Origin of the sequence: Chondromyces crocatus, from assembly GCF_001189295.1 — a bacterium.
In the GTDB taxonomy this organism is placed as follows: Bacteria; Myxococcota_A; Polyangia; order Polyangiales; family Polyangiaceae; genus Chondromyces; species Chondromyces crocatus.
The window spans coordinates 4,302,467-4,315,265 of the sequence record NZ_CP012159.1; the positions used below are offsets into that span (position 1 = coordinate 4,302,467).

The 12,799-nt window shown below is 69.8% G+C and carries 8 protein-coding genes; 2 read left to right on the forward strand and 6 right to left on the reverse strand.

Annotated elements, in window-relative coordinates; translation table 11 throughout:
- Positions 1–18: 18 nt before the first annotated feature.
- On the reverse strand, positions 19–3,501 hold the full coding sequence (locus CMC5_RS15925; RefSeq protein ID WP_050431234.1) for a right-handed parallel beta-helix repeat-containing protein: 3,483 nt from the start codon (positions 3,499–3,501) through the stop codon (positions 19–21).
- Positions 3,502–3,783: 282 nt separating this feature from the next.
- Positions 3,784–4,812 (reverse strand): bactofilin family protein, encoded by a 1,029-nt coding sequence (locus CMC5_RS15930; protein WP_050431235.1) that lies wholly within the window; start codon positions 4,810–4,812, stop codon positions 3,784–3,786.
- Between the two features lie 209 nt (positions 4,813–5,021).
- On the opposite strand from CMC5_RS15930, the gene CMC5_RS15935 reads away from it, so the two are divergent.
- Entirely contained in the window at positions 5,022–6,059 is a 1,038-nt protein-coding gene (locus CMC5_RS15935; RefSeq protein ID WP_050431236.1) for a Glu/Leu/Phe/Val dehydrogenase dimerization domain-containing protein, read from the forward strand.
- Between the two features lie 13 nt (positions 6,060–6,072).
- On the opposite strand, the gene CMC5_RS15940 is transcribed toward CMC5_RS15935, so the two are convergent.
- From CMC5_RS15940 to CMC5_RS15955, 4 genes are all read right to left on the reverse strand, one after another.
- A complete protein-coding gene (locus CMC5_RS15940) occupies positions 6,073–7,770 on the reverse strand; it encodes a hypothetical protein (RefSeq protein WP_156338622.1) in 1,698 nt (565 codons plus the stop codon).
- Between the two features lie 11 nt (positions 7,771–7,781).
- A complete protein-coding gene (locus CMC5_RS15945) occupies positions 7,782–8,774 on the reverse strand; it encodes a tetratricopeptide repeat protein (protein WP_156338623.1) in 993 nt (330 codons plus the stop codon).
- Positions 8,775–8,867: 93 nt separating this feature from the next.
- Positions 8,868–10,481 (reverse strand): serine/threonine-protein kinase, encoded by a 1,614-nt coding sequence (locus tag CMC5_RS15950; protein WP_050431239.1) that lies wholly within the window; start codon positions 10,479–10,481, stop codon positions 8,868–8,870.
- 93 nt (positions 10,482–10,574) lie between these two features.
- Complete coding sequence (locus CMC5_RS15955; protein WP_050431240.1) at positions 10,575–11,366, reverse strand: SCE4755 family polysaccharide monooxygenase-like protein; 792 nt, start codon at positions 11,364–11,366, stop codon at positions 10,575–10,577.
- A gap of 404 nt (positions 11,367–11,770) precedes the next feature.
- Between CMC5_RS15955 and CMC5_RS15960 the strand changes: the two genes are divergently transcribed.
- Entirely contained in the window at positions 11,771–12,784 is a 1,014-nt protein-coding gene (locus tag CMC5_RS15960; RefSeq protein WP_050431241.1) for a DsbA family protein, read from the forward strand.
- Positions 12,785–12,799: the final 15 nt, after the last annotated feature.

Consider the following 12,799-nt stretch of genomic DNA (forward strand, 5'->3'; position numbering starts at 1 on the left):
CCCCCCTCGCGTCGAGGCTCAGGCAGCCTGTCGATTGCGCCGCTGCCGTCGCGCGATCACCGCCGCGAAGCCAGCGAGGACCAGCAGCGCCTGCCCTTGCGCACCGCCCTCGGATCCTGCGACCCGGCACCCGCAGCCGCCATCGTCCCCGGCGCTGCCATCGCCTGCCGCGCCCGAACCGCCCACGCCGCCGAGGCCAGCGCCGCCCGCGCCCGGGTTCTCGCCACCTTCGCCGCCCTGTCCCGGGCCACCGCCGCCGACATTTCCGCCAGCGCCCCCTGCGCCGCCAGCGCCTGGCTCATCGCCACCGGCGCCACCCATGCCGCCGCCGCCGACGCCGCTCTGTCCCTCGCTCAGGCAAGCCGCGCTGCACCCGTCACCGTCGACGGTGTTCCCGTCGTCGCACTCCTCGACCCCGGCCTGCACGAACCCATCACCGCAGGTGGCGATCTCGCAGGTGTTCAGGCACGCGTCGTCGTTGCTCTGGTTGCCGTCGTCGCACGCCTCGACGCCCTCGCGGACGACGCCGTCACCGCAGGTGGCCAGCCTGCACGTGTTCAAGCAGCCATCGTTGTTGTTCGCGTTCCCGTCGTCGCACTGCTCGGGCCCGTTGGTGATCCCGTCCCCGCAGCTCGGCCCTGGCCCCGAGCAGTCGGCGCGGCAGTAGCCGTACTGCCCGTTCATCGCCCCATCGTCGCAGGCCTCGCCCTGGCCGATCAGCCCGTCACCGCACACCGAAAGCCCTGCGTACTCGTACGCCCCCATGTCGAATTGCGCCCCGCCCAGCCCGTCTCCGTCCAGAGGCCGCGGGTTCCCGTCGAGGTCCGCGGTCGGCGCGCCCACGGCGGTCCCCGCGTCGATGCACAGGCTGGAGCCCTGGAGCCGCAGGTCCGTCGGCTCGGCCGCGAACTGCGGGTTCACCGAGATGCACCCGGTCCCTGCCGACGTGCCGGAGTAGTTGGAGCCGCTGTTCCCCCACACGTTCGAGTAGGTGACGTCGACGGTCGTCGTGCCCGACGACGCGAAACGGTACACCCCGACCGAGTTGCCGATGACGATGCTGTTCTTGACGTTGACGGTCAGGTTCGCACCGCTCGCTCCGCGTGCGTTCACCCCGTAGCCCGTGTTGCCGTAGAGCGTGGCGTTGATGATGTCGACGGTCTTGGTCCCGCTCGCATTGATTGCGACGTAGATGCCGTCGTTCGAGTTGTCGCGGATGAGCGCATTGGTCACCACGCCGCGCCCTTCGCCCGTGAAGTACACGCCGTTGGTGTTCCCGTGGGCCGTCAATCCGTTGATGACCTGCACGCCGGCTTCGAGCCAGATCCCGTAGGTCGCCCTGGAGACCACCGCGTTGAAGAACGAGCTGCCCGTCGAGGTGGCCGCGAGCTGGATCCCCCACCAGGAGCCCGGGCTCGATCCCGTCGAGTCGATGGTCACCGGCTGCGCGCGCGTCCCCGCCGCGTTCAGCGTGCCGCGCACGATCAGCTCGCCGCGGTTCGTGTTCGTCCCCGAGACCATCGCGTCCGTCGTCGCGAAGCGCAGCGTGGCGCCGGGTTGCAGCCGCAAGGTCACCCCCGGGGCGACGGTGAGGTCGCCCGTGACCAGGTGAGGAGAACCCGCGGCGCCCAGGGTCAGGTCGTTCCAGAGCACGCCGAGCAGCCCCGTGGTCGCGTCGCCCGTGTAGGGCAGCGCGCCGATGTCCGTGTTCGTGCTGGAGGCGAAACGCGCCGGCGAGTTGGCGCTGAGCCTCAGGTTCGACGGCTCGTTCACGAACAGCGGGTTTGCCGAGAAGCTCCCGGTCCCAGCCGTGGTGCCGGAGTAGTCGCTCCCGCTGTTCGCCCACACGTTCGAGTGGGTGACGTCGACCGTGGTCGTCCCCGACGACGCGAAGCGGTACACGCCGACCGAGTTGCCGACGACGACGCTGTTCCTGACGTTGACGGTCAGGTTCGCGCCGCTCGCCCCGCGCGCGTTCAGCCCGTACCCTGTGTTCCCGTAGATCGTCGCGCCGGTGATGGTGACGCTCTTGGTCGAACCGCTGGCGATCCCGACGTAGATCCCGTCATTCGAGTTGTCGCGGAGGATCGCGTTGGTCACCGACCCTGCCCCGTCACCCGTGAAGTACACACCGTTGGTGTTCCCCTGGGCCGTCAGCCCGGTCAGCGTCTGTGTGCCGCTGTCGAGCCAGATCCCGTAGGTCGCCCTGGAGATCACCGCGTTCGCGAACGAGCTGCCCGTCGAGGTGGATGCGAGCTGGATCCCCCACCAGGAGCCCGGGCTCGAGCCGGTCGAGTCGATGGTCACCGGCTGGCTGACCGTCCCCGAAGCATTCAGCGTCCCTCGCACGATCAGCTCGCCGCGGCTCGTGTTCGTCCCCGAGACCATCGCGTCCGTCGTCGCGAAGCGCAGCGTCGTCCCCGGCTGCAACGTCAGCGTCACGCCGGGGGCCACCGTGAGATCGCCCGTGACCAGGTGAGGAGAACCCGCGGCGCCCAGGGTCAGGTCGTTCCAGAGCACACCGAGCAGCCCCGTCGTCGCATCACCCGTGTAGGGCAGCGCGCCGATGTCCGTGTTCGTGCTGGAAGCGAAGCGTGCCGGCGAGTTGGCGCTGAGCCTCAGGTTCGACGGCTCGTTCACGAACAGCGGGTTTGCCGAGAAGCTCCCGGTCCCAGCCGTGGTGCCGGAATAGTCACTCCCGCTGTTCGCCCACACGTTCGAGTGGGTGACGTCGACCGTGGTCGTCCCCGACGACGAGAAGCGGTACACGCCGACCGAGTTCCCGACGACGACGCTGTTCCTGACATGGACGGTCAGGTTGGCGCCGCTCGCCCCGCGCGCGTTCAGCCCGTACCCGGTGTTGCCGTACAGCGTGCTCCCCACGACGTCGACGCTGGCCGTGCTGCCGGCGAGCACCCCGGCATAGATGCCGTCATTGCTGTTGTCCCGGATGACCGAGTCCACCACGCTGCCGGACCCACCCTCGGCGAAGTAGATCCCGTTCGTGTTGTTCCGCGCCGTGATCCTGGTGAGCGTCTGCTCCCCGTTGCTCACGTGGACCCCGAACCGCGCGTGCCGCACCTCCAGGTAGCTGGTGTTCAGCACCGTCGACGCCTGGTCCGCCCGCACCCCGTACCAGCTCCCCGGCGAGCTGCCCGAGCTGGCCTGGAACACCACCGGGCTCGCCGCCGTGCCGTTCACGTTCAGCGTCCCGCGCACCGTCATCTCGACCCGCGCCGTGTCCACGCCCGACACCTGCCCATCCGACGACGTGAAGTGGACCTGCGTCCCTGCCTCGATCGTCAGCGTCGCCCCTGCCGGCACCACGATGTCCCCCTGCACGACGTACGGACTGCCCGCCGTCGTCCAGGTCTGGTTGATCACGTTGCCACCAGGGATCGTCGTCTGTGCCGCGGCGCTGCGCGTCAAGCCGACGGACAGCGCGAGCACCGTGAGCACCGCGAGCAGAGGCGCCGCGAGCGCGTGGGGTCGCTTCATCATCAAGTCTCCTCGTCCAGGAAAGCAGGCGCAAAACCCCCTGGATCGAGCATCCAGGACCGCTCACGCGCTCGCGACGCTAGCCGAGGAGCCAGCGCGTCGCAACGTACGCAGTGCGCGCGGGGCGCACGATCGAAGCCTTTTTACAGCCATTCCGCGTCGACGGGGTGGACGGGCTCACGCTGTTTCGCTGCACGATTCCACGAATCCGCGAACGCACGCACGCCCTCGCGGCGCATGAATTCACGGCTTCGCGAACGATCTCACGCACCTTCTCGCGTGCCCTCAAGCCGCCATCACCTCTTGCGGCTCTCCTTGCAGCACCCGCAGCGATCGGAGCACCAGCGCTCCCGCACCCCAGAGCCCCGCGAGGAACGCGAACAGCCCCCCGATCCACGGCACGAACGCCACGAGCTGCATCACCAGCAGTCCCACGGCGACCGCCACATACGGATGATCCGTCGGCACCTTCGCCCCGCGCCACTTCCCGAGCAAGAGCCCCACCTCCGCACCGAACACCAGGTATCCGAGGAACCACAGTACCGGCAGCGCGAAGAACAGCACCGCGAACCCGATCGGAATGCCCACCACCGACATCAACGCCAGCGTCGCCAGGAGCGGCAGCCCGACCCACAGCGCCAGCGCGCTCAGCCCCGCGCTCCCTGGACGCCGCGAAAGCAGCATCGCTGCGCCCGCGAGCTGCCGCCCCCCCAGCGCAGCGAACACGAGCCCGCACACCACCACGAACGCGCTCGCGCTCAGCCAGAAGAACCACCCCACACCCCAGCCCCAGATGGGCCCACTGCTCCGCGTCACCTGCCCGAGGATCGCAGCCCCTGGCGCGAGCTTCATCTCCGACTGCACCAGCGTCACGTTCCCGACCCGAGCCGCCGCCCCGAGCTCGAGCTGCCCTCCCACGACCGTCACGTCGCCGAGCACCTCGCCCGTCACGACCGCGTTGCCCCCGATCACCAGCAGATCATCCGTCACCGTCCCTGCGACATGCGCGTCGCTGCCGAGCGTCACCGCCTGACCGACCCGCTTGCCCACATCGATCTCCAGGGGCTCGCCCATCCGGAACAGCAGATCCGACTTCTCGTACGGCATCACGGGCGACGCCGAGACCTCGCTCGGCGCCCCGTGGGCTCCCTCGCTCGGCGATGCGGACTCGACCGGCGTGGCCGCCGGTGCCGGTGGTGCTGCCGTCGTGTCGGGCGGCTGGGCGGCCGTGTCGGGCGGCTGGGCCGCGACCGGCAGCGAGCAGAGCAGCGAGACGAACAGGGCGAGCAGGGCGAGCGCATTCCTCCGGACCATGCACGCCCCCTTGCATGCGTCATGCAACCCGCGCGTCGTGCCTCGGCGGCTCGCCTCACGCGGGGCGCTGCTGAGCAAGCGTGGCGCTGCTGCTGCCGAGCGCGCGGGGCGCTGCTGAGCACGCGGAGCTGCTGAGCACGCGGCGCTGCTGAGCACGTGGGGCTCGGCTGACCTCGACCCCTCGGAGCCATGGTACCCTCGCTCGCCCCATGCCGATCTTCGACACCCTCGCCGCCACCGAGCACGAGCAGGTGCTCTTCTGCCACGACCCTGCGGCTGGCTACCGCGCCATCCTCGCCATCCACAGCACCACGCTCGGCCCGGCCATCGGCGGAACGCGCCTCTGGCGCTACCCGACCGAGGACGCCGCGCTCGTCGACGCGCTCCGGCTCTCCGCCGGCATGACCTACAAGAACGCGCTCGCCGGCCTGCCCGCGGGCGGCGGCAAGGCCGTGATCCTCCTCGGCGACACGCCCCCCGACCGGGACCAGCTCTTCCGGGCACACGGCAGGTTCATCGAGCGCCTCGGCGGTCGCTTCGTCACTGGCGAGGACGTCGGCACCACCCCCGAGGACATGGCCCGCATCCACCTGGAGACCGCCCACGTCAAAGGCCTCGTCCAGGGGATGGGCGACCCCTCCCCCTGGACCGCGCGCGGCGTCTTTCACGCCATGCGCGCCGCCGCCCGCTCCCGCTGGGGCACCGACGCGCTCGCCGGCCGGAAGGTGGCCATCCAGGGCAGCGGCAACGTCGGCGGCCACCTCGCCCGCCTCCTCACCGAGGCCGGCGCCCAGCTCGTGATCGCCGACGTCGACGCCGCCCACGCCGAGCGCGTGGCCCGCGCGACCGGCGCCACCATCGTCTCACCGGACGCCATCCTCCGCACCGAAGCCGACGTGCTCGCCCCGTGCGCCCTCGGCGGCGTGCTCGACGACCAGAGCATCCCCGAGATCCGCGCCGAGATCATCGTCGGCGGCGCCAACAACCAGCTTCTCGCGCCCCGCCACGCGGGCGCCCTCGCTGCCCGAGGGATCCTGTTCATCCCCGACTACGTGGCCAGCGCCGGCGGTGTGCTCAGCGGCGCCGTGGACCTCTTCGGCTGGCCGCGCTCCGAGCTGGAGCGCAAGATCGAGGGCATCCACGACACGGTGCTGCGCGTGCTGGAGATCGCGAAGGCCGAGGGCATGTCGCCGAGCGACGCTGCCGAGCGTCTTGCCCGCCGCCGCATCGAGGAGGGGCGGCGCTGAAGGGGTGAGGGGATCAGGGGCCAGCCGGGACGAGGAAGCGCGCGACGATGAGATCGCGGTACGTCACCGAGGTCATGGGGCCAGCGCCGAGATCGAAGGTGTTGCTGAGTTCACCGGACAGGACGATGTGTTCGGAGTCCGGCGCGGCCACGTCTTCCACTCCGAGCGAGCCGTTCGGACCACGCATCGTCGCGCTCCACAGGTACTTCCCGTCGGGATCCAGCTTGAGCAGCAAGGAACCCTCGAGCACGCGTCCGCCGATGTCGGCTGGCCCATCCATCCAGCAGGCGAGTGCGATGTTCCCGAGGGGATCGACAGCGGGTTTGCGACAGATGTCTGTGCCCGGTGTGCCGACATGTTGACTCCAGAGTACGGAACCATCCGGAGCGAGCTTGATGAGAAAAGCGTCAGGAAGCGTATTCTGTGGATGTCCCGTGCTGGTCATCTGCATCGCGCCGATCTGCAAAGAGCCAGAAAAATATCCTGACAAAACCACATGTCCGGAACCATCCACTGCGATTCCCACCACCTCACCCCCGGAGAGCGCCTTGCTCCAGAGATGGGTCCCAGCGGGCGAGAGCTTCAAGAGGTAGAAATCGTTTCCGCCAGAATGGGGCAGGGGACCGCCGCCTAGATCGACGGGGGTCGAAAATGCACCTGCCACCACGGCATTCCCGGACCCATCGACGCCAATGTGCTGACCATACGCATTCGACGACAGTCCTCGGCTCCAGACGTGGCCACCGCTCTTCGTCAGTCGCGCCACGTACAAGCCGCCTGCGGACGGCAGCGGGCCTCCACCGAGATTGAAGTTGCCGCCATAATTCCCGGTGATCCATAGATCCATCGACTTGGCATCCGCGACCAGCGCACCCCCTGCTCCGCTACCGCCGGAATCTCTGCTCCACAGGTGGTCACCGTCTCTGGAGAACATCGCCACGAAGAGATCCGTGGTGCTCGCCTGGAGCGGTCCGCCACCGAAGTCGATGCTGTTGTCGAATCTTCCGGTGACGGCGACGCTGCCATCACGAAACACGGCCACATCCTCGGAGAGCGTGATGCTGGCATTCCCATCCCCGAACACGCCACTCCACAGGTGCTTTCCCTCCGGATCGTAGCTGCCGATCCCCACGTCGGCCGTCTGCGGAGGTAGCGGATCGCCACCGAGGTAGGGCTCGACCTCCGTCAACCCCGTCACGACGACCACCCCCTCTGCATTCCCCGCGACGCTGCTTTCTTCGAGCGCTGGGAACTGCTTCACCCAGAGCAGCGTCGTCGCGCAGCGCTCGTCCTTGCATACCCCGCTCTGGCAGTCGGCGTGCTGCTCACACCTCGCTCCGTCCACGCATGGTGCACAGCTTCCGTCACCGACCCCTCCGCAGTCGACATCGCTCTCCGCGCCATTCTTCACCCCGTCGGTGCAGGTCGGTGCGCGGCACGTCCCGGCGATGCACACCCGGCTCGCACAGTCCGTCCCGACCTGGCATCCCTCGCCATCCTCGCACGCAGGGCACAGACCCCCACCGCAGTCCCGCCCCGTCTCGTCCCCATCCTTGATCCCGTTGCCATTGCACCCCAGCTCGCCCCCATCGTCGGGCGACTCCTCCTCGCGCAGCACCCCGTCCCGGTGGTCGATGAGCAGGTGGCACCCACCCAGCACACTCCCGCTCAACACCACGCCTCCGAGACCACGACGCACCCACTTCTGCATGACCATCCCCCTCACCACTGCCCAGTGAGCGCCACCCGCCCCAGGGCAGGCCACGCCTCCACCCGCACCGCCGCGGCCGCTGGACCTCGCCCCCCGGGCCCCGCCGTCGCGAACAGCACCACCCCGCCCACCAGCGCCACGCCACCCACGATGAACATCACGTTCGCTGCCGTCGCCGCCTGATCGGCGTGCTCGCGCAACGTCACCCCTCTGGCGCTGCAAGGCCCCGGATCTCCCTCCCCGCAGTGGCGATTCGAGTCGTTCATGAGCTGCATGGCCTGCGCTCCGAACACCGCGCCAGCGACCCCGCTGGCCACCCCGAGGCTGCCCAGCGCCGCCCCCAGGACGCGCTGGGTCGACCAGAACTCTGGCGGTTTCTCCTCGAGCGGCGTCGACGTCACCGATGAGATCTGGAGCGTTGGACAGACGACACGCGTCGTCCCTCCACCCGGCGCGACCTGCACCGTCGTCCGCCACGTCTCCTTGCCCGGCGCGCTCACGACCACCGCGTGCGCTCCAGGATCCACCGGCACGGCCACCCCCCACAGGCCCGGCGCGACCTCGCGTCCACCGCGCGTGATCGTGAGCGCGCCTTGAGCCTCCGACGCCGCGGCCTCGATCGTGAGGTACGACAGCCGCGGCTTCAGCGCGTCCGCACGCCGCTGCGCCTCCTGCTCCCGCACCTTGTCCCCCACCTGCCGCGCGAGCGCGTACGCCTCCCGGAACGCGCCCCACGCGCTCGCCGTGCGCCCAGCGCGTTCATGGCAGTCCCCCAGGTTGAGCAGCGTCCCTGCCGCAGGATCCAGACGGTGACTTTCGAGAAAGCGAGGACATGCCGCATCGAACTGGCCGGCCTCGAGGAGCTGCTGCGCCTCGTTGAACAGCGCGTCGGCTGCGGCCTGATCGGCTTGCGTCGGCTCTCCTGAGGCGCTTTGCGGCGTCCCGATCAGCAAGAGCGCACACCCGAGCGCGAGGAGCACCTCACCAGCGAGCGGGCGGCGCACGAACGGCTTCCTCGGGCGGCGCGACGACATCGCGCCAAGAATAGCCGCCCTCCAGCGGCGTGAGCGCGCTTCCTGCCTCCCCGGATCGGGCCGTCATTTCCGCTGGTAGGGATTGGTCGTCGTCGCCGGCGGGGTCGCCGTCGTTCCGGCTGGCCTGGTCCCTGGTGTCGCGGTCGCGCTGCGCGCGGCTGGCGGGCTCGGGATCACGGGCCTGGGCAGCGTGCTCGCCCCGGTCGATGCGGAGGACGGCCTGGGGACCGCGCTCGCGTTCGTGCTCGTGAGGCCGGCAGGCGTGGGCGTGTGCCCTGCGTTCTCGTCCAGCGAGGGAGGAGTCGCCGCGAGAGGCGAAGACGTCGAGGCCAGCGTCGGAGCCCCTGGCGCGTGCGCTCGCTGCGCTCCGTCCGAGGGGGCATCCGCTGCGGCGTGCTCCGCGGGCTCGTCGCGTGCGGAGGACGACTCCGCGCGCTCATGCCAGCGTGGAGCCACCCCGAAGCGAAAGCCCACCCCACCGAGCAGCGCGAGAGCGAGCGCCGCTACGGCCGCGCGTAGGCCGGGCCTCCGCGAGCGCGGAGCAGGTGCGGTGCTGCGTTCCTCGGCGGACTTCGCCGTCGCGTGCGCTCCCCATGCTGTCGGCGAGTTCCCCTGCGCAGGGGACGGCGTGGCCGTCGAAGGCGCGTGCGCCGCGGGGTGGAGGGGAAGCTGCGCCGCGGGGTGGAGCGGAGGTGAGTCCGGAGCGAGGCGCGTCGTGACCGCCGGCGCGGGGACGGGCACCGGAGCCGTTGACCCAGCGTGCGAACCACGACCGCGCCCATGCAGCACTGCGGCCACGCGATCCACGTACGCGCGGGCCCGTGCGGGCGCGAAGTCCCCGAGCGCCGCCGCGAGCTCGGCGATGTCGCGAAAGCGCGCCTCGCGATCCTTCTCCAGGCAACGCAACAGCACCACCTCCAGCGCACTCGGCAGCCCCGAGCGCAGCGTCGCGAGCGGCGTTGGCGGCTCGACCAGCACCTTCGCGCACAGGTGCTGCACGGTCTCTGCGTAGAACGGCGGCGTCCCTGCGCAGAGTTCGTACAGGACCACGCCCATCGACCAGATGTCCGAGCGCGCGTCGACCTCACGGGACGAGCGCATCTGCTCCGGCGACATGTAGAGCGGCGACCCGATCGCGGCTTGCCCGCTCGTGAGCCGGATGTCGGTCCCCGTCTCCTTGGTGATGCCGAAATCGAGCACCTTCACACAAGGCGAGCCATCGGCGTGCGTCGTCAGGAAGAGGTTCGACGGCTTGAGATCCCGGTGCACGAGCCCCGCCGCGTGCGCCTCGGCGATGCCCTCGCAGGCCTGGAGCACGCACTCCACCGCGTCTTCCATCGGCAGCGGCCCGTCGCGTTGCAGCAGGGCCGCCAGATCGAGCCCCTCCAGCCGCTCGAACACGATGTACGGCGCCCCCTCCTCGGTGGTGCCGGCGTCGAAGACCCGCGCCACGTGCTGGCTCCGCAGCCGCGCCGTGGCGCGCGCCTCGCGCAGGAAGCGCCCCAGCGCCTCCGGCCCGACCAGCTTGCCCGGGAGCATCAGCTTCAACGCGACCGAGCGATCCAGGCCGAGCTGCTGAGCCGTGACCACGACCCCCATGCCGCCCGCGCCGAGCACCCCCTCGACCAGGTATTTGCCGGCGAGCACCGTCCCTGGCTGGACGGGGAGGCCTTCCATGGGGTGATGAGAGGTCAGAAAGCGCGACCGCGTCAAGCGTGCGCAGGGAGACGAGCGGCGTGAAGCCGAGAAGGGGCGACGCCGTGCGAAGGTTCAGCGCCTCGTGCGACGACGACGACCGACGTACGTCAGAAGGCCGAGCGCCGCGAGGGCTGCTGCAGATGCGGTGCTCTGGCCCGAGCCCATCGTGCAACCGCCACTCTCGGGGTAGGGATCGGCGCCATTGGGTTCGCCGCCTGCGCCGTTCCCGCCCGCGCCCGACGTGCTCGACGTGCTTGCTCCTGCGCCGCCGCTCCCACCCACGCCGCCATCGCCTCCCGCTCCGCTCGACGCATCACCTCCGCTCCCGCCCGCGCCGTCCGCAACCAATCGCACGTCCGAGCACTTGAAGTAGAGTTCCCTGCCGGCAGCAGCCTCGCTCATCCATTGAATGAGCTGCAATGTGCAGTTGTTGCAGGTTGTATTGGGCAACGTGACCGTGGCCGAATAGTTCTTGTCCGCGCCCTGGGCTGACGTGTCTCTGTCGGTGATGTTGTCGGCGAGGCACCAGATGCCGTTCCCCGGGCTCGTCTCCTGACCTGCCGTGCAGAACGTCGTCCCATTGGGCGGGTTCGGGAACGCCTGCCCGTCCTCCACGAACATCAGCCGGTAATGGCCGGGGTGATTGATCGTCTCCGTCCAGGAGATCGTGACCGTGGAACCTGCCTGGTACTCCGTGATCGTCGAGCCACGCGGGCTGTTCGCGACACCGCACGGGCCATCCTTCTGCTGCGCATTGCCCATGTGGCGCGGCGGCGGATTCACCAGCTCGATGTGGGCCAGAGACACCGTCGCAGCCGACATGGCGGCGATGAAAGCAAGCGATCCAGTCAACTGCCGGAGCATGAGGCTTCTCCTGTGCGCAACCACGTGCCTGTGCGCAAATACGTGGACGAAGGCAAAGCTACACGTCCCGCGGCGGGGTTGTCTTCCTGGTTCTGGCTCGGCCGAATTCTCCTCCGAGCCTGCAGGGCTCGTCCTGTGGGCGTCGAGGCGGGCATCGTGCCGTGTCGACCGCGACCCGCGGCGTCGACCGCCCAGCCGAAGCCCACGGCGTCGACCGCCCAGCCGAAGCCCACGGCGTCGACCGCCCAGCCGAAGCCCACGGCGCCGAGTGCCTTGCCGAGGGGGGATGGGCATCGACCGCGGCGTGGTGCTTTCCGATGGACCGGTCGACCGCTTAGAGTTCGACCTCGTCATTGCCATTGTCCCGGCCTCGACGCCGGCATCGTCTCGACGAGGACCCCACCGTGAGCGAGCCCTTCCCGCACCCGTCGTTCGCGAAGCACCTCCGAGAGCTCAGCGTCGACTTCCTCCTGGAAAACTACCACTGCCTGCTCCACACCCCCGTGGGGGTGCACGGCTACCCACGCCTCGTGGACCACGGCCTGCAGCAGGCGAACGACATGCCGTCGCTGCTCGATCACCTGGCGGCGCAGCTCAGGGTGAGCGGTGATTTCCTCGGCCCCCAGGCGCTGGAGGAGGTCATGGCGCTGCACGCCACGCTCGCCAGCACCCTCGCGGGAGGGGAAGACCCCGAGCGCGCGGTCGAGCGGTGGATCCAGCAGATCGGCGCGGTGCTGATGCGCGAGGAGGGCCATCGCCCCTACGATCCCGGGAAGGTCCTCCAGGTGCAGCTCTCCCTGGGCGGAGACGGGCTGCGGGTGGCGATGGCGATTGCCCGCCACGGTCTGCGCAAGGTGCAAGGCCGCGCGACGCCGCCCCAGCTCCCGGCCCCGCTGATCCCGCGCAAGGAACTACCCGCGCTGGGCACGGGACCCATCGAGGTGATCGAGGTCGTGGACCCGTGTTCCGGCTACAGCATCCACGCACACCCGGCGCTCCAGGAGAGGCTGAACGACGTCCTGGGGCAGGTCCAGTACCGCTTCATGCACGGCCTCACGGGCCACAAGCAACGGGAGAGCGAACTCTTTGCGGGCTTGATCGAGGCGGTGGCAGAGGCCTGCCCCGACCGATTCTGGCAGTTCATCGAGCGCTTCCATGCGTGGCGACATGCCGGGGACCTCGACGAACTCACCGCGCTGCTCATCGCGTTCGGCCTGGATGTGGACCAGGTCCGGGCGCGCGCGCTCCAGCCCGACGTCGTGGAGAAGATCTGGCGAGACACCCGCATGGTGCGCTCCTGTGCCATCCCACCCCTCCGGCCCGTCGTCGTGGTCGGCCGCGAGCTCTTCGTCGGAGAGCTGATGTTTCCCTACGCGATCCGCGAGATCGAGAAGCGAGCGCAGGCGGCTTCCCTCTGACGCGTGCGATGCAAC